Source organism: Cobetia sp. 1CM21F (assembly GCF_023161745.1).
Lineage (GTDB): Bacteria > Pseudomonadota > Gammaproteobacteria > Pseudomonadales > Halomonadaceae > Cobetia > Cobetia amphilecti.
On sequence record NZ_JALNTQ010000002.1, the window covers coordinates 890,217 to 913,529 of the forward strand.

Genomic DNA, 23,313 nt, shown 5'->3' on the forward strand with positions numbered 1-23,313 from the left:
CGCCTCGCCATTCCGATAGAATAGCGGGCTAAATATCTTCCTCATCATGACATCGTTGCTTTGACCTGCCGCGCCTGCGGTGAGTCACAATGTGGCGATAGTGACGCACTTCAGCCCCTGAATTTCGTAAAGGACGCTCCATGGCCCCGACTTCCCCCAGTCAATCCCGCTTGCAGAGACACCCATTGGCTTTCAATGCCCGCCGCCTCGGCCTGCTTCCGGCAAGCCTGCTGCTGGTCGGTGCCCTGCTGGCCGGCTGTAGCGGCGACAAGGAGGAGGCTGGCCAAGGCTCCGCCGCAGGTGCCAGCCAGGCCGCTCAGGTCGATGTCGTCACCGTCACTGCCCAGGATGTACCGCTCACCACCGAACTTCCGGGCCGCACACGTGCCTATCAGATCGCGGAAGTGCGTCCGCAGGTCGGCGGTATCATCGAATCGCGCGACTTCACCGAAGGCAGTGACGTCGAGGAAGGTCAGGTGCTCTATCACATCGATTCGCGCACCTATCGCGCCGATGTCGAGAGCGCCAAGGCGAGCCTGGCGCGTGCCGAGGCGAGTCTCAACACCTCGAGCCTCAAGGCCAAGCGCTACAAGAACCTCGTAGCTCGCAAGATGGTCAGCCAGCAGGATTATGATGATGCCGTGGCCACCGTCGGCGAAGACCGTGCCGATGTCGCCTCGGCCAAGGCTGCGGTATCCAGCGCGCAGATCAACCTGGATTACACCAAGGTCACCTCACCGATCAGTGGTCGTATCGGCAAGTCCAGCGTCACCAAGGGCGCACTGGTCACGGCCAGTCAGGAAACCAGCCTGGCCACCGTCCAGCAGCTGGACCCCATCTATGTCGACCTTACCCAGTCCGCCACCGAGGTGCTGCGTCTCAAGCGTGAGCTGGGCGAGAATCGCGATGCCGCCACCGCACCGGTCCAGACGGAAGTCGAGCTGGTGATGGAAGACGGCAGCGTCTATGGCGCCAAGGGCAAGCTGCAGTTCGCGGATGTCACTGTCGACCAGGGGACCGGCATGGTCACGCTGCGCGCACTGTTCCCCAACGAAGATGAGCTGCTGTTGCCGGGCATGTTCGTGCGTGCCCGCCTGACCGAAGCCGTCGCCAAGGATGCCATCCTGATTCCGCAGAAGGCCGTGAGCCGTGACAGCACGGGCCAGGCCAGCGTGATGACGGTCAATGCCGAGAACAAGGTCGAGGCCAAGCAGGTCGTGATCGGTCAGGCCATCGACAATCAGTGGCTGGTGACCAGCGGCCTCGACAACAATGACAAGGTCATCGTCAGCGGTCTGCAGAAGATCAAGCCGGGTGCCACGGTCGAGATCGCCTCGGACGAGACAGGCACTGACCAGAACGCCGCATCTCAGTCGCGGACTGCTGCCAGCAGCGACTCCTCGGAAAGTGAACAGGCCAAGACCGGCGATAGCCAGTAAGCCTGCCCCCGCTTTTCGCGCCACTGTCGCCAGTCAGACGAGAGACGCTTCTCGTGTGACTGGCGACCGTCCCGAACGACGTTCCAGGAGCCTCAAACGTCATGGCCAGATTCTTCATCGATCGCCCTATCTTTGCCTGGGTGCTCGCCATCATCGTGATGCTGGGGGGTATCTTCAGTATCCTCAAGCTACCGATCGAGCAGTATCCCTCGCTGGCCCCTACCAGCATCACCATTCAGGCCACCTACTCCGGTGCCTCCGCCCAGACGGTGGAAGACACGGTGACCCAGGTCATCGAGCAGCAGATGAACGGCATCGACAATCTGCTGTACATGAGCTCGACCTCGGACTCCCAGGGCAACGCCAGCATCGAGCTGAGCTTTGACACCGGCACCGACCCCGACATCGCCCAGGTTCAGGTACAGAACAAGCTGCAGCTGGCCACTCCGCGCCTGCCGCAATCCGTACAGAACCAGGGTGTCTCGGTCACCAAGTCCTCCGGCAGCTTCCTGATGGTCGCGGCCTTCGTCTCTGACGATGGCAGCATGACCAAGCAGCAATTGACCGACTATGTCGCCTCCGACATCCAGGATGAGGTCGCGCGTGTCCAGGGCGTCGGCGAGACCCAGCTGTTCGGCGCGCCGGGGGCCATGCGTGTCTGGCTCGACCCGCAGAAGCTCAACAACTTCAAGCTGACCACCAGCGACGTCACCACGGCCATCAGCACGCAGAACAACCAGATCGCCTCGGGCCAGCTGGGCAATCTGCCGGCTGAAGAAGGCCAGCAGCTCAACGCCACCATCGTGGCGCAGACTCTGTTTGAAACGCCGGAGCAGTTCGGCAACATCCTGCTCAAGACCCAGGAAGATGGCTCTCAGGTCTATCTGCGTGACGTCGGCCGCGCCGAGAAAGGCGCCGAGACCTACAGCACCGTCAGCCGCTACAACGGCAAGCCTGCTGCAGGCCTGGGGATCAAGCTGGCCTCGGGCGCCAACGCGCTGGACACCGTCCAGGCCGTCAAGGACCGCCTCGATGAGCTGTCCGCCTACTTCCCGCCGGGCATGAGCTTCAAGGTCCCATACGACACCTCGCCCTTCGTCAAGATCTCCATCGAAGAAGTGGTGATGACACTGCTGGAAGCCGTGGCACTGGTCTTCCTGGTGATGCTGCTGTTCCTGCAGAACTTCCGCGCCACCCTGATTCCGACCATCGCGGTACCGGTCGTGCTGCTGGGCACCTTCGGGGTGCTGGAAGTGCTGGGCTTCTCCATCAATACCCTGACGATGTTCGCCATGGTGCTCGCCATCGGGCTATTGGTCGACGATGCGATCGTGGTGGTGGAAAACGTCGAACGCGTCATGCACGAAGAGAAGCTCTCGCCACTGGAAGCGACCCGCAAGTCGATGGGCCAGATCACCGGCGCACTGGTGGGTATCGGCCTGGTGCTGTCATCCGTGTTCATTCCGATGGCCTTCTTCCCCGGCACCACCGGCGCGATCTTCCGTCAGTTCTCGGTGACCATCGTCTCGGCGATGACGCTGTCCGTACTGGTGGCATTGATCCTGACGCCGGCTCTGTGCGCCACCCTGCTCAAGCCGACCAAGGAGAAGACCACCGGCTTCTTCGGCCTCTTCAACCGGGTCTTCGATCGTTCCAACGCGCGCTACCAGAAAGGCGTTGGCGGCATGCTCAAGCGCACCGGTCGCTCGATGCTGGTCTATGCATTGATCGTCGTCGGCTGTGGCGTGGTATTCACGCGCATCTCGACCGGCTTCCTGCCGGATGAGGATCAGGGCTATCTGTTCAACCAGGTCATCCTGCCGGTGGGCTCCACTCAGGAACAGACGCTCGAGACGCTGGAAAAGGTCGAGCATCACTTCCTGGTCGATCAGGAAGATGCGGTTCAGGAAATGTTCGACGTCGCCGGCTTCAGCTTCGCCGGTCGCGGTCAGAACATGGGCCTGGCCTTCATCAACCTGAAGCCGTGGGATGAGCGCGAGCGCGATTCCTTCAGCGTGGTCAGTGAAGCACAGAGCTACTTCAACACCTTGAAGGAAGCCCTGGTCTTCGCCATCAACCCGCCGCCGATCATGGAGCTGGGCAACGCCAGCGGCTTCGACATGATGCTGGTCGACCGTGGCGGCATCGGCCACAAGGCACTGACCGACGCGCGCAACCAGCTGCTGGGCATGGCGGGCCAGAATCCGGCCGTGACCGGCCTGCGCCCCAATGGTCTGGAAGACAGCCCGCAGTTCACGCTCAACATCGATGAACTCAAGGCGACGGCGATGGGTGTCTCGCTGTCAGAGGTCTACTCGACGCTTTCCACGGCGTGGGGCTCGACCTACGTCAATGACTTCCTCGACGAGGGTCGTACCAAGAAGGTCTATGTGCAGGCGGAAGCCAGTGCCCGCATGCAGCCGGAAGACCTCAAGAAGTGGTACGTACGCAACACCTCCGGCGAGATGGTGCCGCTGAGCGCCTTCATCAACGGCGAGTGGACCTACGGGTCGCCGCAGCTGGAACGCTACAACGGCGTCTCCTCGATGGAACTGCTGGGACAGGCGGCACCGGGTTACTCCACCGGTGAGGCCATGCAGGCCATGGAAGAGATGGTCAGCCAGCTCAACAGTGGCGTCGCGCTGGAATGGACCGGCATCTCGCTGCAGGAATCCCAGAGTGGCGGCATGGCACCATATCTGTATGCCATCTCGCTGGTCTTCGTCTTCCTGTGTCTGGCCGCGCTGTATGAGAGCTGGAGCATTCCGTTCTCCGTCATGCTGGTGGTACCGCTGGGGGTGCTGGGTGCCCTGCTCGCCACCTGGATGCGCGGACTCGACAATGACGTCTACTTCCAGGTCGGCCTGGTGACGACCATCGGGCTCTCGGCCAAGAACGCGATCCTGATCGTCGAATTCGCCAAGGACCTTGAAGTGCAAGGTCGCTCGCTGATCGATGCCACCATGGAAGCCGTGCGCATGCGTCTGCGCCCGATCCTGATGACCTCGCTGGCCTTCACCCTGGGTGCCGTGCCACTGGCCATCTCGACGGGTGCGGGTGCCGCCAGCCGTCACGCCATCGGCAACGGCGTGATCGGCGGGATGATCTCTGCCACGGTGCTGGCGATCTTCCTGGTGCCGGTCTGCTATGTGGTCGTGCGCCGCCTCTTCGGTGAGCCGAAGGACCTCAAGCGAGCCCACGAAGCGGCCCGCCAGGAGGATGACCTTGTCTGATCTCTGATCACGACAGAAGCCTCATTGCTGTCACATTGCGTGACGGCCCTGCACGCCGCCCTCTCTGGGCGGCGTGCCTGTTTGCAGGCTGGCAAAAAAAGGCGCGCTCACGCGGCAAGCATTGAGTGCCATCAGCCTTTTGCGGCATCATGCTACTATCGAACACTGTTTGCCTGCGCAGGCCTGGTGCTCCTACAGCTCCCATACCTTCGCAGGTCCGCGTGTGCATGGGGCCAGGCCACTGACGGCGCATCCCCGAGAGCGCTTCCCCAAGAGCGCAACCACAGGCGTGGTCAAGCCGCGACTGACAACGCCTCTGCGCATGCCCCGAACACGCGCGGCACGGCGATACACCACCCGATCCCGCTGGAGCGACATGCCTCGTCCCCTTGCTGCCCTGCGCCGCTACACCCGGCGTACCTTTGAAACCCGTGATCCGCCGCAGGTGTTCGCGCCTGTCACGTCAGGCGTGTCACGGCGGCGGATGCGTGCCTGCGAGTGCTGCGATCTCGTCGTGGCCCTGCCGGCGCTCAAGGCCGGCGAGCGCGCCCGCTGCCCGCGCTGCGATCATCTGTTCGCCCAGCGCCACGCCCATGCCGTGCAACGCACCCTGGCACTGGCGATGGCGTGCCTGGTGATGCTGGTGCTGACGCTGCCCTTCGAGTTCATCGCCTTTGCCACCAGTGGCATCTCGGCGAGCCTCAGCCTGATCGATACGCCAGCCGCCCTGACGGCCGAGTCCTATCCTTCCCTGGCCGTGCTGCTGATCCTGACCATCGTGATGCTGCCGGCGCTCTACCTGCTGGGCGTCATCTACACCCATGCGGCCATCGGGCTGAAACTGCCCTTGCCGGGCATTCGCGGCATTGCGCGCACCCTGAGCCACCTGCGCCCGTGGATGATGGCGGATGTGTTTCTGGTCGGCGTGATGGTGAGCCTGGTCAAGATCGCCGGCATGGCCGATATCAGCTTCGGCCCTTCCTTCTGGGCGTTCTGCGCCTTCGCCCTGCTGATGACCAAGACGCTGGCCAGCATCGATGGGGATCGCATGTGGTTCGCGCTGGCGGGCGAGCCAGCTGCCCCCAGCGGGACGTTGCCGGGCATCGGCGCCGCCTTGCAGGGACTGGCCAGTTGCCATAGCTGCGGCCTTATCAACGCCTGCGGCGAACGGGAAGCGCACACCCACTGCCGCCGCTGTGGCGACCCTGTCCATCAGCGCAAGACGCAGAGCCTGCAGCGCACCTGGGCGTGGCTGATCGCGGCGGCGATTCTGTACATCCCCGCCAACCTCTTCCCGATCATGACCACGGTCAGTCTCGGGGAGAATGACCCGCAGACGATTGCCGGTGGCATCGTGGTGCTCTGGTCACATGGTGACTGGCCCATCGCGATGGTCATCTTCATCGCCAGCATCCTGGTGCCGGCCTCGAAGATGATCGCCATCGCCTGGCTGTGCATCAGCGCCCAGCGCCCCGAGGTGCAACATGCGCGAGCGCGGGTGACCCTTTACCGCATCACCGAATATGTCGGGCGCTGGTCGATGGTCGATGTCTTCGTGGTGGCGCTGCTGGCCGCGTTGATCCAGCTGGGCGCGCTGATGTCGGTCCACCCGGGGCCCGCGGCGCTGTCCTTTGCCTGCGTGGTGGTGCTGACGATGCTGTCGGCGTTGAGCTTCGACCCACGCCTTGTCTGGGACACCGAGACGGAGAAGACGATGATGGCGAACACGCTGTTCGGTGATCTGCCGCTGACGCCGCTGACGGGCTCCGCGTCTCTTGCTTCGTCCTCGCAGGCAACGCCTCCGTTCACGACGCCATTCACGACCCCGAATGCTTCCCGCAATCCCCCTTCCGCTGCCGCCTCACAGGATGACTTATGAGTGATGATTCTCGCGCACGTCGTGAAAGTCGACGCCGCCTTTCGCCGATCTGGATAGTCCCGATCGTGGCCCTGCTGATCGGCGCCTGGATGGTGTGGCACAACTACGCCAGCCGTGGCCCGCTGATCACGATCGAAATGGAGACGGCGGAAGGTATCGAGGCGGGCAAGACCCTGATCAAGACCCGTAACGTCGAGGTCGGCAAGGTCGAATCCGTGCGTCTGTCGGACAATCTCGACAAGACCATCGTCACTGCGCGCATGTCCAAGGACAGCGAGCGCATGCTCAATGCCGACTCGCGGCTCTGGGTCGTGAAGCCGCGCATCGGTCGTGAGGGCATCAGTGGGCTCAACACCGTGCTGTCGGGGGCCTATATCCAGCTTCAGCCCGGCGACAGTCGCGATGAGGAGGATCACTTCGTGGCGCTGGAGCAACCGCCGGTGACGACGCAGGATGCCAAGGGGCTGCGCATCGACCTCACCAGCAACGATGGCAGCGTGCTCTCCGACGGCGACCCCGTCACCTACGAAGGCTTCGTGGTCGGGCGCGTGGAATCCAGCGAGTTCCGCCCCAGCGAGAAGGAAATGCACTACACCCTGTATATCGACTCGCCTTACCATGAACTGGTGACCTCCACCACGCGCTTCTGGTCCACCAGCGGGGTCAGCCTGCGCCTGGATTCCCAGGGCCTGCAGGTCGATGTCGGGTCACTGGAAAGCGTACTGAGCGGAGGGGTGGCCTTCGGCATTCCCGAAGACCTGCCGCGTGGTCGTCCGGTGGTCGAGAACACCTCATTCACGCTGTATTCCGACCAGGAAGAGGCCCGTGAAGGCAGCTTCCACCAGGCCATCGACTACGTGATCATGGTCGACGATACCGTGCGTGGCCTGTCGCGCGGCGCGCCGGTGGAATTCCGCGGCGTCCGTCTCGGTACCGTGGTCAGCGTGCCCTATCGCCTGACCCACCAGCGCGTGCGGACGCTGTCGAGCTTCGAGATTCCGGTGCTGATTCGCATCGAGCCCGAACGCCTCGAGGGGCAAGTGGATGATGAAGGCGTGGCCCAGTGGAAGAAGCGCCTCGAGCGCCTCTTCAAGCGCGGCATGCGCGCGACGCTGAAATCCGGCAACCTGCTGACCGGCGCCCTGTTCGTCGATCTCGACTTCTATGACAACCCGCCGCCCTACAAGGCCGATACCTTCGATGATATCGAGGTCATGCCGAGCGTCTCGGGGGGCCTGGCGCAGATGGAAGCCAAGCTCAATGCCCTGCTCGACAAGCTCAATGCGCTCGATGTCGAGCCGGTCCTGAGCAACCTGAACAAAACGCTGTCGGCCTCCGAGAGTCTGGTCAAGCGCCTCGACAAGACGGCCGGTCATGTCGATAGCCTGCTGGGTTCCGAGGCGGTACAGAAACTGCCGGGCGATATCAGCACCAGCATCGACAACCTCAATCGCACCCTGGATGGCCTGACACCGGATTCTTCCGCCTACCGCAAGCTGGAAGGCGATCTCGAACGACTGGACCGCGTGCTCAAGAAGGCGGAACCGCTGCTCGACACGCTGGAGAAGAACCCCTCCAGCCTGATCTTCGACAAGCCGACCACTCGCGATCCGATTCCAAGGGCCCAATGATGACGACAGCCATGAGTCTCTCGACCCGCACAGCCGCCATGCCGCAAGCGTGCAGCACGCCTGCCTCACCGCGCACTTCCACGTCGCACAAGGGCCGCTTCGGCGGCCTGCTGGCAGGCTTGCTGATGCTCGGCACACTGGCGGGCTGCACGACCGCCGCCACCGGTGGCGCCTACCTGCTGCCGCAAACGTCACAGGCTGGCGCCGCCCAGCGCAGCGTTGCCGCCGATGCGCCCCTGCTGGAAGTGATGCCGGTGCAACTGGCCAGCTACCTGGAGGGCGGCAGTCTGGTCTATCAGACGGACGACATCACGCTGGTACAGGCCAGCCAGAACCTGTGGGCCGATGACCTGCAGGACATGCTGACCCGCCAGCTGCTGACGCAGCTCAAGGCCAGCCCCGCCCAGCCGCTGAGCCAGTACCGTATCGCAGATACCAGCCTGAGCGGCCTCAAGGGCGCACGCCTGAGCGTAAGCCTGGATCGCTTCATCGGCCGCCACGATGGCCAGTCCGTCATCACCGGTCGCTGGCGCCTGCGCGGCGTGGATGGCAGCGTGCTGGAGGAAGGCGACATCCAGACGCTGACTCCCCTGACGGATGACGGCTATCCGGCGCTGGTCAATAGCCTGGGCGAAGGCTGGCGTGTGACCGGCGAGCAGTTGGCACGTGAGATCGCCAAGTCATTGCCGACCACAGCGGATGCCAGCTGATGACCTGACGGTCTGACAGAACAGGGCGGGACTGGATGCCCAAAAAGCTGGATGTCGAGAAAGCTGGATGTCCAGAAACCAGAAGACCCCCGACGGAATCCGTCGGGGGTCTTCTTGTCTGGCGACTAGCTGGCCTCAGCCTTGCTGGGGCAGTACCAGCTCGCCGTCACGGATCTCGAAGCGCTTCACATCCGGCTTGTCCTCGAGACGCACGGTGCGGGTCTCGTCACCCATGTCGACCTTGACGTCGTAGCCGACCACCTTGTCTGACGCGTCCTGCACCGTTTCGCAGCGCTGTTCGGTCGTGGTGTAGGTGTCGCCTTTCTTCATCTGGCCCTGGATCTGGTTGCCGGCATAACCGCCACCCACGGCACCCGCAGCTGTCAGCACCTTCTTGCCATTGCCGCCGCCAAACTGATTGCCCACCACACCGCCGACGATCGCGCCGACGGCCGTGCCGACGACATTGTGGGTGTCCTTGCTGGGCGCCTGATGCGTCACGGTCTCGTTGTGACAGACCTCGCGCGGGGTGGTCACGGTTTCCGTCACGGCATCCACCGCCACGATATCGGCATATTCAGGGCCTGAGTTGCTGGCCGTATAGCTGCCGATCGCCACTCCACCGCCAATGCCCAGTGCAGCAACGATCGCGCCAATCAGGATGGACTTGTTCATGCGTGTTCTCCTCACCGAATAGTGTTGCAGCCTGGCTTGTCGGCCAGTCAGCCATGCCCCTGGATGACACTTGAGGGGCTTGCCGCTGCGTTCGGAGAGTAATCTAACACTGTTCGATAAACTCGGTAATGTGGCAACTTCACCACCCGGTCGTCGCCATTTCGCAACATCGGACATGGAAAAGCCGGGTTCTACGCTAGATCATGCCTTATATTAGCAATTTCTTGGCAATCAGACTTGCGGCCAGAGAACCCCGCTCATCGCCCTGGCGCGGGCTGTGCGAGTCGGGCAGGACGAACAGGGCCGGTGCGAGCGCCTCAGCTCGCACCGGCCCTTGTCTTGATGGCGCTGACCGCAAGTCACTCAGTCCAGCTGATTGGCCGTGATGGACACGGCTTCATCGTTGCAGAACTGCACGCGGACATCTTCCCACCAGTTCAATAGACGGCAGGACGTGTCATCGGCAATCGTCTCACTGATATCACTGGGCTTGCCCAGCAACGAGATGGCCTGTGCCTCACTCATGCCCTGCACCAGATAGCCATCATCCAGCGCTGAACGAATTCGGTACTGGCGCTGACTCTCTTCACGTGCGGCCAGGGCACGCTCCTTCTCACGCGCCAGGCGCTGTGCGGTCGGGTCTTCGCCTGAAGTCTCTTCTATCACGTCAGCGGCGGGCACCACCGTCAACGAATCATCCAGCGTGACGGGGGTATCACCCTGCTGGCAAGGCTGCTGCTGCCAGGTGGGCACCCCCGCCTGCACACAGCGAAAGATGCTGTTGTTGGCCTTGGCGGCAGGCGGCAGAGAGGGTGTCGCCGGGTCGGCAATCACTTGCGCCCGAGGCGCCTGCCCGTCACTCGAAGACGCCGCTGCATTCGGCGACTCCTCCGCCTGAACCGCCGCAAGCGGCATACCACTGACCAGCGTCGCCACCAGCAGTCCCCGCAAGAGCCGGCGCGACATCTGGCGTGAAACGCTGCCACAGGAATCCATCATCAACTTGTCTCTCCGCTTGGTGAGAGCGTGGATCACGCACGGATATCACGCCCAATGAGGTGAAATGGCAAAGCCATCATCCTTGCGTCAGCGCTTCCACTGATAGACCTCATCGGCGGTCTGCACATCGTCATGGTGACTGACATCAGAGCGACTGGGGGTCGAGGCCGCTTCGCCTGATCCACCGCCCGGAGTGTCCAGTGGCGGCATGCCTGGCATGGCCAGGCTGTCGTGGCTGTGGCCGTGATCGGGGCGGTGGTCGTGATCAGACGGCTCGATCTGATCGAGACTGGCTGCGCCGTGATCGGGCGTATCCCAGACGGTGACTACCCGATTGCGCCCTTCGCGCTTGGCACGGTACATGGCCTGATCGGCACGCTGCAGAAGGTCCGGCAGCAGTGATTCCGCGCAAGCGGCCGGTCCGCCCTGGGCCACCCCGATACTGATGGTGACCCGCAGCAGCTGGCCGTTGCTCAGCGTGAAGGCACGACTGTTGATCGAGAGCAGCAAGCGTTCGGCTGCGTGCTGGAGCCCTTCTCTGTCCTCCGTCGGGCACAGGGCCACGAACTCTTCCCCCCCCTGACGGCACAACTGGTCACTGCCGCGCAGGTGATGACGCAGTCGTTGCGTCAGCTCTATCAGCACCTCATCGCCAATCGCATGCCCTTGCGTATCGTTGATGGCCTTGAAGTGATCGACATCGATCATCAGCACGCCCAGGCCACCACGACTCAGCAGACGCGGCCCCTCTTCCAGCAAGGCAAAACGAGACAGCGCCCCCGTCAACTGATCATGGCGCAAGTCTCGACGGTAGCGCTTCTCACGCTGCTCAGCCTCCCACCCGATCTGCACCGCCACCACCGCGATGAAGGTGACGGAAATCACCAGGTTGACGACACTGGCCAGCGACATGAACTCGTAGGAGACGATATAGACCGGGCTGGTGAGATATTGGGCGCCGATATAGAACAGCAGCAGGACACCACTGAACAATAGCCGTTGAATGCGTGACAAGGACGCGATACAGATGAAGAAGATGGCGACGATATGGAAATACTCGAAGCCACCCTCGGCGCCGAACTGATATTCCCACCATGCCGCCTTGGCCGACATCGGCACCACCAGCAACAGCAACGCGGAATTCATGTACCCCTTGCGGTGGAACATGATGGCCAAGACGTTGAGCAGGACGCCGATGACATTGATCACCACCGGCTGCGGATAAGGCTGCAGGCCCAGCAGAGCGAAGTAGCCCAGCTGGCAGCCGAGCGCACTGATATAGATCCACATGAACAACTGATAAAGCACGAGGTGCCGCTCAGCCAGCCCCGCTGGAGCTGGCCACCGCCACTTCATGTTTACCGTGCGCAAGACACCCTGCCGACTTCCCGCTTTGCGACGGCGATCTGATTTCGCCATGATTCCTTCCTCATTTACGGCACTTCCCCTGTGCCTCCGCTGCGCGCTACCTGATGATTTTACCTGCCTATTCTATCTCACGCTGCTGTATGAAACGTGACAGCCCTAACCAGTGCGCATCCTTCAAGGCATGCAGCGCAGTCAGGCATGTGACTCACGTGTACCAAGCGCCCTCCCCTGCGAGACTGGCAATCCCATCACAGCGGCATGGCTCACGTAGCAGGAGCCTGAGCGTGAAGCATCAGCAATCTCGAGGATCAGCAGTCGAAGATTCTCACAAAGTGGGCCTTGTGGGTGACTTGCAGAGTAGTTCAGAGAAGATTTAAGCCCTAGATTCAGTCGTGATGATGACCGGGCTGGAAAAAGACCGTGACCAGTCAATGGTACTCTTGAGCATGGCAATGCTGACATCTCATCGCCAGCCTGCATGACCTAGACCACCTGACACTCGGGCCATCCTCGACGTCTGAGGCAAGAACCGGGCAGACAATCGCCCGCCTTCGTGACACCATCAGCGCCTGGACATGGCAGTAGCCGTCACCCACTTTTCCCCGCCGTTTTTAGAGAAGAGAGACTGTAATGGACGCGACCACTCTGACACGCGACTTCCACCTGTGGCAGCGTTTCTCCAAGCAAGACCGCCTGGAACGTGAACATCGTGCTGCCCGCCGCAAGATCGCCGAAGCTGGCACCATGGCGACGCGCATGATCAAGGCCTATGAAAGCATGGCCGCCAAGGGCGTCTCCGAGAATGCATGCTATCGCACCATCTACAAGCAACGCGATGCGCAGGGTGAGATCATGGTGCGCGAAGGCTGGCTCAAGGTGCGTCGTGTGGTCGCGGAAGGCGGCACCACGCGTCTTCGCGGCACGCTGATGACAACGTTCAGCCTGCTCGAGGGTGAGCAGGAACCCGCCGATGCCAGCGTCGAGAAACTCACGCTCGAGGTGTATGACGAAATCGTCGCCGGCACCAAGATGAAGCTGGCCTGCAAGGTGGACCGTTGCGACGCCGATGACCAGACGGACTTCATCACCTTCCTGGATGCCGTACGCGGCGACCTCAAGGAGTGGGTGTGACGCGCCCAGGCGTGAACGCCAGCCCCTGATGAAGGGATGACTCCCTGAATCGGCTCAATGATGCCCACTCGCCTCGTGCAGTGGGCATCAATGCTGTCAGGGGCAAGAAAACTGCTGGCTCATGCCAGTACCGGCCTGCCGGGGCTTTGTTTCCCAAATGGAATCTATCCACTTCCCAACTCGCACAGATAGCGACGAATATTGACCTGATAGACCGGAATTCCTGTCACTGTTGCGACAGTAGCAACCTGAGGTTACCCATCGTGCAGGAAACTCCTGGCCCTCGCCTGACTCATAGTACGCAGAACATGCTCGTCATCTGATTACAGGAGTCAGTCCATGAATGCCATTGCACCGTCGGCTTACCATACCCTCGACGTCGAAACGCTCTCTCATGTCACTTCCGCTCGTCTGCCTTTGCAGCCGATCGGCGACATCACCATGGATAGCCCGGCCAGTGAGCTGGTGACGGACTTTGCCGTTACCGCCGGTCGCAGCATTCAGGGCAGCGCCTCCATCGGTCAGGCACTGGCGACCATGAAACAGGCGGGGGTGCGTCTGCTGCTGGTCCACGATCATGATGGCACCTTCACCGGCGTGGTGACCTCGCGTGAGCTGCAGGGTGGCCGAGTCGTGATGCGCGCCATGACCCGCTTCAATGTTCAGCGCGACGAAGTCACTACCGACATGGTGCAGATACCCCGCGCGGAGCTGCAGGGCATTCCTCTCGCCGTGCTCAAGCGCGCCCGCGTCGGGGACCTGGTCGAGACGCTGCGTCAGAGCGGCGAATCCCACCTGCTGGTGACCGAGCAGGGCGACGATGGCAAGCCCTGCGTGCGCGGTCTGGTCGCCGCCTCCCGCGTCGGCAAGGCGTTGGGGCTCGATCTGGAGCACCCGCCGGAAGCACGAAATTTCGCTGATATCTGCCGGGCCGTGCTGGGCAAGTACGAGTGACCCGACAAGAGTAGGCAGTGTCCTCAGTCATCTGGCTGACAGAGGCGTCATGAAGCTGCGTCCTGACAAGATGATTTATCCCCAGACTGGTGCTTGATTCGGGAAAAATGCTCACAAACGGCGTATGATGTGGCTATCAGTGCGAGATATCACTTGGCAGGCAGCATGGAAGCGCCTGTCGGTCAGAGAGATGACTCGGGCTCTGACGGATATACTCAGCCAACGGATGGTGTAGATGAGGATTTCAGCCATGCCATTACGCTCACTGCGTGATCATCTTTTCAAGCAGCGCCACGTCGAGGTGCTCGTCATCAAACAGATTGATGGCGAGCTCGTGCATGTGTGTGGTGCCGGCATCGTGGAAGGCAACGGCAGCGTCAGTCACAAACGGCGTGAGCTGCAGCGTGACAACCATGCCTTCCCGGTGCGCATGCATGATGGCAATCAGGTACTTCAGCCGGACGACTTCAATCGTCTGGTGCTGCTGGAGGAAGTGACCCTGCATCCCCTTGGCTGCCAGCCGAAGGAAGCCATCTCGCTGGAGGTGGCTGGCCATCGCTATCGTGTCGCGCATACTCCCATGCGCTGCTGGCACTTCCGCGGCCACCTCGTGCTGGAGCGCACGCCCCAGGGCATGCTGCTGAGCACCGAGGACATGACCCTGATTCGCGCCAAGGCGAGTCGCCAGCCAATCTCCAATACGGCACGCGCCAATGCCGAGCGCCTGCAGAAGACGCCCGCATGGCGCAATGTCGCTCCACGCGGTCATGACGTGCATGCCGACGGCGCCACGACGCGTCAACGCGCGGCAGCTCGCAGAATCGACAGCCCTACACGCGAGCTGGAGCTTGAGCCCAAGTACTGAGGCACAGGAGCGGCGCATCACGACGGGGACATTGAGCCAAGACAGATGCATTGAGAAAGACCCATCGAGAAAAGCGCATTGAGACAGAACGCTCGGCAATTGCCGAGCGTTCTGCTGTCCAGGGTCCGGTTAGAGGAAGAACGGTTCGCGGCAAGACAGCTTGAGCATATGCCGGTATTCTCACAGACCTGTCCTCTCGTTCAGGTTTCCTCATGCGCCGAATGCCAGCATCCCTTTTCCTGCTCATCCTGATTCTGGTCGCACTGAACCTGCGTCCGGCGCTGTCATCCCTGGCGCCCCTGCTGGATCGCATCACCCAGGACCTGGGCCTGAGCACGCTGGCAGCGGGCCTTCTCACCACACTGCCCGTCGTCTGCCTGGGGCTGTTCGCCCCACTGGCCCCGCGCCTGGCCCGCCGCCTGGGGGTAGAGCGCACCCTCAGCCTTGCCCTGGTCACTCTCGGCATCGCCCTGTGGTTGCGGGCCAGCGACATGGCACTGCTGCTCTATCTCGGCACCCTGTTATGTGGCGGCAGCATCGGCGTCGCCGGCACCCTGCTGCCCGCCATCGTCAAGCGTGAGCATCCTGAGCGAGCCGACCTGTTCACCGGCGTTTACACCATGGCGCTATGTCTTGGTGCGGCGCTGGCCGCGGGACTCAGCGTGCCACTGGCCAATCTTCTTGACAGCTGGCAAGCCTCATTGGCCTGCTGGGCGCTGCTTGTGGTGATCGCGCTTCCCGCCTGGCGCCTGAGCATGCCCCACCCGTGGCCAGAGAAGATGACCAGCCAACAGCAGGCCACCCCCCGCCTGTGGCACCTGCCGCTGGCCCGCCAGGTCACCTTCTTCATGGGCTGCCAGTCTTCCCTGGCCTATATCGTCTTTGGCTGGCTGCCTTTCCTGCTCCAGCAACGCGGCCTGAGCGATATCGAATCCGGCTGGCTGATGGCCGCCTCGGTGATGGCACAGGTGCTCACCGCCCTGCTGGCCCCCGTGATCGGCCGCATGGGGCGCGACCAGCGCCCCGCCATCCTGCTACTGCTGTCCTGTACCGCCATAGGCCTGCTGGGACTGATGATCGGGCCGCTGTCCCTGCGCTGGCTGTTCGCCGTGCTGCTCGGTTTCGGCCAGGGGGGCAGCTTCTCGATGGCATTGACGCTGCTGGTGCTGCGCACCTCCGATGCACGTCTGGCGGGCGCCCTCTCCGGCTTGGCACAAGGCACCGGCTACATGCTGGCCGCCCTCGGGCCACTCGCCGTCGGCATTCTGCTGGAAATCACGGCCGACCTGCGCGTGATCGCGTCGCTGTTCGCACTGATCCTGCTGAGCGCCGCCATGCTTGGCTTCCAGGTCGGCAGGCGTCGCCGTATCTGCCTGCGCGAGGATGGCAGCACCGAAGTGGTCGATGGCTGACATCTTCTCCCCTCAAGGGGTGAGGCAAGGCCCCACCAAGGCATCAACATTATCTGTCATTCATGCCTGAATGATAGATTTTGCCGATACTACTTGTCGTTGAAATTTATATATTCCGAATGTCTCATTTGGATTCCTCTGGTGTCGCTCTACCCTCTGAGTTCTCGTTGTAAAGCAACGAACATTACGCCCTGCCATGTTCGAACGGCACTGCCATGTTCGAACTGCTCGGCAATGTTTCGAATAGCCAGGCAATGTTCGACCTGCTTCGCAACGAGACCCTCATAACAACAATCTCACACCCAGAGGCACATGCTCATGTCCTTCGAAAGGATTCGATTGTCCTCCCCCTGCTCGGGAGACACCTCATGCTGTCATTGATCGGCGTAGCCATCATCGTCATCGGCCTGGCACTGCGCCTCAATGCGCTGCTGGTGGTGCTGGTGGCAGGTTTCTCCTCCGGCCTGGTGGCCGGCATGTCACCCACTGAAATTCTCGCCGCGCTCGGTCAGGCCTTTACCGATAACCGCGCCGTCTCGCTGTTCATCATCACCCTGCCGGTGATCGGGCTGCTCGAACGCAATGGACTGCGTGATCAGGCCGAACATCTGGTCCAGAAACTGCGGGCCGCCAGCGCCGGGCGTATCTCCTTCAGCTACCTGGTGCTGCGCAAGGCGACCAATGCCTTCGGCCTGCAGCTCGGTGGCCACCCGGCGATGATCCGACCGCTGGTCGCCCCGATGTCAGTCGGTGCCGCCGAACGTGATCTCCCCGAAGAGGCGCTGAGCTCGCCACGCTTCAAGGCCCTGAGCCAACGCATCCGCGTTCTGAATGCCGTCAGCGAGAACTTCGGCAACTTCTTCAGCCAGCTGATCTTCGTGGCTTCCGGCGGGTTGTTGCTGATCAAGAGCGTGCTCGACAAGAGTGGCGCCAGCGTCAGCCTGGCCGACATGGCGCTGTATGCCATTCCCTCCGCGCTGGTGTCACTGGTGGTGGTCTTCGTGCTCTGCCGCCAGCTGGACGCGCGCATTCGCCGTGAACAACAGCTGTTGCGCGAGGAATATCCCCAGCCCTCCGGCCAGACCAACGCGACACCGGGCAAGGACACCTTCACCACTTCTGCGACGGAGAGCCACTCATGAACGGTATCGACGCTCTCTACCTGATTACCGGCTTCGCCATCATGGCCTTTGCCGTCTTGACGCTCACCGATCGTGATCATCCGCGCAGACTCGGCACCAGTGCCTTCTGGATGATCTTCGGCATCAGCCTGGCATTTGGCCAGTGGCTGCCCGATGTCGTGGTCGGGCTTGCCATGCTCGCGCTGGCCCTGCTGGCCGCCACCGGCCAGCTCGGCTTCGGCAACTACGGCCAGTTGAGCGATGAGGCGCGTCAGGCGCGCCGCAAGCGTCTCGGGTCGCGCCTGTTCATCCCCGCGCTGGTGATTCCGGTCGGCACCTTCCTTTACACCCTCACGACAGGTCAGAGTGCGCTGGTCGGCCTTGGCGTCGCGACGGTACTGGCCTTTGCCGTGGCACTGCTGCTGCTGCGCGAGAGCCCGGCGACCGGCATGCAGGAAGGTCGCCGTCTGGCCGATGCCATCGGCTGGGCCGCCATCCTGCCGCAATTCCTGGCCGCCCTTGGCCTGCTGTTCGATCAGGCCGGCGTCGGCCAGACCATCGCCGGGCTGGTCTCGAGCGTGGTGCCGGATACCAGCTTGATCGCCTGCGTGATTGCCTATTGCGTCGGCATGGCCGTGTTCACCATGCTGATGGGCAACGGCTTCGCGGCCTTTGCGGTCATCACCTCCGGCATCGGCTATCCGCTGGTCATCGCGCTGCATGGCGGCAACCCGGCCATCGTCGGCGTGCTGGGCATGCTGTCCGGCTACTGCGGCACGCTGATGACGCCGATGGCCGCCAACTTCAACATCGTGCCGGCCGCCCTGCTGGAACTGGATGACCGCTACCACATCATTCGCGCACAGATACTGCCTGCGCTGGTCATGCTGGCCGCCAACATCAGCCTGATGCTGCTGCTGGCCTTCTGATCTCCCACTCTTACCCGCGCATTGATCACCGCCAGCCGTGACCCGCGGTGATCGATGCCAGCCAAGGAATTTCATCATGCGTCGTCTGCTACTCTGCGGCTTCGAGCCCTTCGGCACGGATAGCGTCAATCCCGCCCTCAAGATCATCGAACAACTGGACGGCCAGACACTGGCCATGCAAGGCCAGCCCGATGAGCGCTTCGAGATCATCACCTGCCGGGTGCCGGTGACACGCTACGCCGCGATTGACAGCGTCATCGAGGCCATCGGCGAGCACGCCCCTGACACCGTGATCATGCTCGGTCAGGCCAGCGGTCGCAGCGCCATCACGCCGGAGCGGGTCGCCATCAACCTGGATGACTATCGCATCAAGGACAACGGCGGCCACCAGCCGGTGGATGAGCCCATCGAGGCCGACGGCCCGGACGGCTGCTTCACCACCCTGCCGATCAAGGCGATGGTCAACGACCTCCAAGCGGCGGGCCTTCCCGCCAGCGTGTCCTACACGGCAGGCACCTTCGTCTGCAACCACCTGTTCTATGGGGTGCAGCGTCATCTGGCGGATAGCCCCATCCGCTCCGGCTTCGTGCATATCCCGGCGCTGCCCGAGCAGAGTGTCGATGGTCGCCTGCCGACCATGAGTCTTGAAAGCATGCTCGAAGGCGTACGGGTGATGTGCGTCAGCGCCATGTCCCATCAGGAGGATGCGCGTATCGGCGGTGGCAATATCAGCTGAGCGCCACCATCGCGTCGCGGCTGACCGCCCGACGCCGACAGCTCCCCTGCAAGCCGGCATGCGTTACAATGCCGGCTTTCCCATTTCTGGCAGGTGGACACGATGACTCCCGAGACGCACATCCTGGTGCTGTATACCGGCGGCACGCTGGGCATGGTGGAAAGTGAACAAGGACTGGTACCTGCCGGTGACTTCGATGCACGTTTGCGCGCAGCACTGGAGCAACTGCCCCCCAGCCGTCGTGGCCGTCTGCCCGCCTTCACCCTGCGCGAGTTTCCGCAGCTGATCGACTCCTCCTCCGCGACACCGGCGGACTGGCACACCATCGCCAGCCAGATCGCGGACGCCTACGACAGCTTCGATGGCTTCGTTGTCCTGCAGGGCACCGATACACTTGCCTGGACGGCCTCCAGCCTCGCCTTCCAGCTCAAGGGTACCGCGCGCCCGGTGATTGTCAGTGGTGCACAGTTGCCGCTGGAAGCCGAGCACAGTGACGCGCTGGGCAATGTCGAGCTGGCGCTCACCGCCGCCGCCCAGCCGACCCTCAATGAAGTCGTGGTCGCCTTCGGTGGACAGTTGCTGCGTGGCGTGTGCACCCGCAAGTGGTACACCCAGGACCACCGCGGCTTCACCACGCCCAATGCGCCGCTGCTGGGCGAATGGGTCGATGACCGCGTCGTGCTCTATCCCGGCCGCCTGATGGATGATCAAGGCCCCGCCTTCGAGCTGCCCGACTATGGCCGCCTCGGCAAGGACAGCATCATTCGCCTGCCGCTCTACCCCGGCATCAGCGCCGAGAGCGTGCGCGTGCAGTTGATGCGCCCCGAGGTCAAGGGCGCCGTGCTGGAGCTGTGGGGCAGCGGCAATCTGCCGGAAGACAGCGAGCTTCTGGGGGTGTTGGCCGATGCGCGTGGCGAAGGCAAGCTGCTGGCCGGTATCAGCCAATGTCCGCACGGGCCGGTCACTATCGGCCACTATGCGGCCGGCGCAGGCCTGGCCACAGTCGGCGTGCTATCAGGCGACGACATGACGCTGGAAGCGGCCTTCACCAAACTGCTGCATCTGGTGGCGCTCGATCAGGATGAGGACTGGCAGCGGGAACGCTTCCTGATGCCCTTGGTAGGCGAGCGCGCCAGCGGCCTGCTGTGAGACCTGGCGGCCCCGCGTGTCGCTGCACTCTTGTCACTGACCGCTGAATTCTAGCCGCTGATCAGCGCGCTAACAGCCCCATGGTTGACCGATAGATAACAGAAAGCCCCCGCCAGGCATGCCTGACGGGGCTTTCTGTTTGCGCTGATAGGCCTTGGCTAATCCTTCACGCCAAGGCGCACTATCAACAGAATCAACCGGATCAGCCGGTGTTGCGCAGACCGGCCGAGATACCGGCCATGGTCACCATCAGCGCGCGTGACAGCTCGGCGGAGATGGCGCCATCGGCGTCGCGGTTACGCTGCAGCAACTCGGCCTGCAGACCATGCAGCGGGTCGATGTAGGGGTTGCGCACATCGATGGCCTGACGGATCAGCGGCATATGCTCAAGCAGTGCCTGTTGATCGCGGATCTCCAGCACCACCTTCTCCAGACGCTCGAGACGATCTCGCAGCGATTGCCCCAGCGCCTTCAGGGCCGGCTCATCGACCAGACGCTGCTCGTAGTAGGCCGCCGTCGAGAGATCGGCCTTGGAGAGCAGCATCTCCAGCATGTCGACGTAGGTGGAGAAGAACGGCCAGTCGTTCATCATCTCGCGCAGCACTTCCAGACCGCCCTCTTCCTGCATGCGTGTGGCGAAGGCCTCGCCACTGCCCAGCCAGGCGGGCAGCATCAGGCGAATCTGGGTCCAGGCGAAGATCCACGGGATCGCACGCAGCGTCTCGACGCCACCATCCTGACGACGCTTGGCGGGGCGTGAGCCCAGCGGCAGGCGTGCCAGTGCGGTTTCCGGCGTTACCGAACGGAAGTACGGCACGAAGTTCGGGTCTTCACGCACCACGCCCACATAGGCCTTGTGCGCGATACCGGCCAGGCGATCCATCTCGTCACGCCATTGCTGCTTGGGTGCCGGCGGCGGCAGCATGCTGGCTTCCAACACCGCGCAGACATAGATCTCCATCGAGCGACTGGCGATGTCGGGCAGACCGAACTTGAAGCGAATCATCTCGCCCTGCTCGGTAACGCGCAGCGAGCCGGTCACCGAGCCCGGCGGCTGGGACAGGATCGCCGCATGCGCCGGGCCGCCACCACGACCGACCGTACCACCACGGCCGTGGAACAGGGTCAGTTCGACGCCGTGGCGCTTGGTGACTTCCACCAGCGTTTCCTGAGCGCGGTACTGCGCCCAGGCAGCCGCCAGCTGGCCGGCGTCCTTGGCGGAGTCGGAGTAACCGATCATCACTTCCTGACGGTCACCGGCCTGCTCGCGATAGATCGGCATGCCCAGCAGCGTGTCGATGACCGGGCCTGAGCGGTCCAGATCATCCAGCGTCTCGAACAGCGGCGCGATCGGCAGGCGCACATCACCGCCGATCTCCTTCATCAACAGTGCCACCGCCAGCACATCGGAGGCCTGACCGGCCATCGAGATGATGTAGGTGCCCAGCGCCTCGCGATGCTCGCGCGCGATGACCTTGAAGGTATCCAGCACCTCGCGCGTGTCGGTGGAGCATTCCCAATGACGCGGGATCAGCGGGCGACGGCCAGCCAACTCCTTGGTGAGGAAGTCACAGCGCTGCTGCTCGTCCCACTCGAAATAACTGCCCAGTCCCAGCGTCTGACTCAGTTCATCGAAGACCTGCGCGTGACGCGTACTTTCCTGGCGAATATCGAGCTTGGTCAGGGTGACACCGAAGCAGGCCACGCGACGCAGGGTGTCGAGCAGTGCGCCGTTGGCGATGGTGTCCAGTCCCACATCGCACAGCGAGCGGTAGCAGGCCAGCAGCGGCGTATACAGCTGCTCACGGGTCTCGATGATATCGACACCTTCATGGCGCTTGCCGTCCAGACCCGCCTTGGCCCAGTCACGCGTGCTTTCCATGCGCAGGATCAGGCGGCGCAGGATCTCGCGATAGGGTTCGGCCACATCGCCGGCCTCGGCACGCAGAGCGGCCGTGCACTTCCACATCGACAGCTCCGACTTGAGCTGTTCGAGATCACGCAGGTAAAGGTCCGCCGCCATCCAGCGTCCCAGCAGCAACACGGTCCGCGTCACGCTGGCGGTGACATTGGGGTTGCCGTCGCGGTCACCGCCCATCCAGGAGGCGAAGCAGATCGGTGCGGCGTCCAGCGGCAGACGCTCACCGGCGGCGTCCAGCGTCATCTCGTCAAGCTGACGGTGGAAGTCCGGCACCGCTTGCCACAGCGAGTTCTCGATGGTGGCAAAGCCCCACTTGGCCTCATCTACCGGCGTCGGACGCTCGTGGCGAATCTCGTCGGTGTGCCAGGCCTGGCTGATCAGCTCGGTCAGGCGTGCACGCGCGAGGGTCGCCTGTTCCGGGCGATCACAGGCGCCTTCCATCTGGGTCAGACAGCCCTCGATGGCATCGTATTTCTGGATCAGGGTGCGGCGGATGACTTCCGTCGGGTGCGCCGTCAATACCAGCTCGACACGCATCGCCGAGAGCTCCTCGACGATCTTCTGCGCACTGAAGCCACGCTCGCGAATGCGCGTGATCAGCTCGCCGAGGTCCGGCTGGCTGCCGGGACGATAATCCTCGACGCGCTTGAAGCGGCCACGGTAGTGCTGCTCGGCGATGTTGGAAAGATTCAGAAACTGGTTGAACGCCCGGGTGACCGGCAGCAGATCACCATCCGGCAGATCACGCAGATAGTCGATCAGCTCATGACGGGCGGCCTGATCGCCCTGCTGGCCCTGTTTGGCCAGGGCGCGGATGCGCTCGATGCGTGCGACGAAGTCATCGCCGAGGTCGGCCGCGATGGTCTGGCCGAGGTTGTCACCGAGAATACGCACGTTATCGCGCAACGATTCATGCAAGTCGTGACTCATGAAACCCTCCTTGGGAGTGACGGTGCTGCCGCGGTCATCTTCCCCTGTCACCAGGGGCACACAGTCAGATAGCTGACAACAGATTCCCTCATTGCGCAAAGACACCTGATGACAACCGGCTGAGGGAAGACACCGGTCTGGCGCTGGTGAAGACACTGGCGCGAAACGGAAAGACCCGCGGCGCAGCAGACCGGAAAGCAGGACAAGACTCGCGTCCTGATCGCTTCCCCT

General features: G+C 62.8%; 17 protein-coding genes. 13 read left to right on the forward strand and 4 right to left on the reverse strand.

The window, feature by feature from the left end; all coding sequences use genetic code 11:
- Positions 1-140 precede the first annotated feature (140 nt).
- The 5 genes from MSG32_RS09500 to MSG32_RS09520 all read left to right on the forward strand — a co-directional run bounded on the left by MSG32_RS09500 (position 141) and on the right by MSG32_RS09520 (position 8,892).
- Positions 141-1,439 (forward strand): efflux RND transporter periplasmic adaptor subunit, encoded by a 1,299-nt coding sequence (locus tag MSG32_RS09500; RefSeq protein WP_248379264.1) that lies wholly within the window; start codon positions 141-143, stop codon positions 1,437-1,439.
- Between the two features lie 101 nt (positions 1,440-1,540).
- On the forward strand, positions 1,541-4,672 hold the full coding sequence (locus MSG32_RS09505; RefSeq protein ID WP_248379265.1) for an efflux RND transporter permease subunit: 3,132 nt from the start codon (positions 1,541-1,543) through the stop codon (positions 4,670-4,672).
- A 376-nt stretch (positions 4,673-5,048) separates the two neighbouring features.
- Positions 5,049-6,551 carry a paraquat-inducible protein A gene (locus MSG32_RS09510; protein ID WP_082388102.1) on the forward strand — a complete coding sequence of 501 codons (1,503 nt, stop codon included), beginning with the start codon at positions 5,049-5,051 and terminating at the stop codon, positions 6,549-6,551.
- The gene (pqiB, locus tag MSG32_RS09515) at positions 6,548-8,182 is read left to right on the forward strand and encodes an intermembrane transport protein PqiB (protein WP_054554969.1); all 1,635 of its coding nucleotides are present in this window, start codon (positions 6,548-6,550) and stop codon (positions 8,180-8,182) included. The genes MSG32_RS09510 and pqiB overlap by 4 nt, the downstream gene beginning before the upstream one ends.
- Positions 8,183-8,193: 11 nt before the next feature.
- Complete coding sequence (locus MSG32_RS09520) at positions 8,194-8,892, forward strand: ABC-type transport auxiliary lipoprotein family protein (RefSeq protein ID WP_248379266.1); 699 nt, start codon at positions 8,194-8,196, stop codon at positions 8,890-8,892.
- 135 nt (positions 8,893-9,027) lie between these two features.
- Here MSG32_RS09520 and MSG32_RS09525 read toward each other — a convergent pair whose 3' ends face one another.
- From MSG32_RS09525 to MSG32_RS09535, 3 genes are all read right to left on the reverse strand, one after another.
- Positions 9,028-9,567 (reverse strand): glycine zipper 2TM domain-containing protein, encoded by a 540-nt coding sequence (locus MSG32_RS09525; protein WP_043331847.1) that lies wholly within the window; start codon positions 9,565-9,567, stop codon positions 9,028-9,030.
- 363 nt (positions 9,568-9,930) lie between these two features.
- Entirely contained in the window at positions 9,931-10,566 is a 636-nt protein-coding gene (locus MSG32_RS09530) for a hypothetical protein (protein ID WP_248379267.1), read from the reverse strand.
- Between the two features lie 87 nt (positions 10,567-10,653).
- Positions 10,654-11,856, reverse strand: coding sequence for a GGDEF domain-containing protein (locus MSG32_RS09535; protein ID WP_248379268.1), 1,203 nt, complete (start codon positions 11,854-11,856; stop codon positions 10,654-10,656).
- Positions 11,857-12,564: 708 nt separating this feature from the next.
- On the opposite strand from MSG32_RS09535, the gene MSG32_RS09540 reads away from it, so the two are divergent.
- The 8 genes from MSG32_RS09540 to MSG32_RS09575 all read left to right on the forward strand — a co-directional run bounded on the left by MSG32_RS09540 (position 12,565) and on the right by MSG32_RS09575 (position 20,231).
- Positions 12,565-13,065: a hypothetical protein gene (locus MSG32_RS09540; protein ID WP_153635292.1), complete on the forward strand. Its 501-nt coding sequence runs from the start codon at positions 12,565-12,567 to the stop codon at positions 13,063-13,065.
- Between the two features lie 339 nt (positions 13,066-13,404).
- Positions 13,405-14,019, forward strand: a complete 615-nt coding sequence (locus MSG32_RS09545) for a CBS domain-containing protein (RefSeq protein WP_153635291.1) — start codon at positions 13,405-13,407, stop codon at positions 14,017-14,019.
- A gap of 250 nt (positions 14,020-14,269) precedes the next feature.
- The gene (locus tag MSG32_RS09550; RefSeq protein ID WP_248379269.1) at positions 14,270-14,884 is read left to right on the forward strand and encodes a hypothetical protein; all 615 of its coding nucleotides are present in this window, start codon (positions 14,270-14,272) and stop codon (positions 14,882-14,884) included.
- Positions 14,885-15,105: 221 nt separating this feature from the next.
- Positions 15,106-16,296 carry an MFS transporter gene (locus tag MSG32_RS09555; protein WP_248379270.1) on the forward strand — a complete coding sequence of 397 codons (1,191 nt, stop codon included), beginning with the start codon at positions 15,106-15,108 and terminating at the stop codon, positions 16,294-16,296.
- Between the two features lie 368 nt (positions 16,297-16,664).
- Entirely contained in the window at positions 16,665-17,438 is a 774-nt protein-coding gene (locus MSG32_RS09560) for a DUF969 domain-containing protein (protein ID WP_248379271.1), read from the forward strand.
- The gene (locus MSG32_RS09565) at positions 17,435-18,346 is read left to right on the forward strand and encodes a DUF979 domain-containing protein (RefSeq protein ID WP_043331855.1); all 912 of its coding nucleotides are present in this window, start codon (positions 17,435-17,437) and stop codon (positions 18,344-18,346) included. The genes MSG32_RS09560 and MSG32_RS09565 overlap by 4 nt, the downstream gene beginning before the upstream one ends.
- Positions 18,347-18,422: 76 nt before the next feature.
- Entirely contained in the window at positions 18,423-19,082 is a 660-nt protein-coding gene (gene pcp / locus MSG32_RS09570; RefSeq protein ID WP_248379272.1) for a pyroglutamyl-peptidase I, read from the forward strand.
- A 102-nt stretch (positions 19,083-19,184) separates the two neighbouring features.
- Positions 19,185-20,231: an asparaginase gene (locus MSG32_RS09575; protein ID WP_213115076.1), complete on the forward strand. Its 1,047-nt coding sequence runs from the start codon at positions 19,185-19,187 to the stop codon at positions 20,229-20,231.
- A gap of 202 nt (positions 20,232-20,433) precedes the next feature.
- Here MSG32_RS09575 and ppc read toward each other — a convergent pair whose 3' ends face one another.
- The gene (ppc, locus tag MSG32_RS09580) at positions 20,434-23,082 is read right to left on the reverse strand and encodes a phosphoenolpyruvate carboxylase (protein ID WP_043331859.1); all 2,649 of its coding nucleotides are present in this window, start codon (positions 23,080-23,082) and stop codon (positions 20,434-20,436) included.
- Positions 23,083-23,313 lie beyond the last annotated feature (231 nt).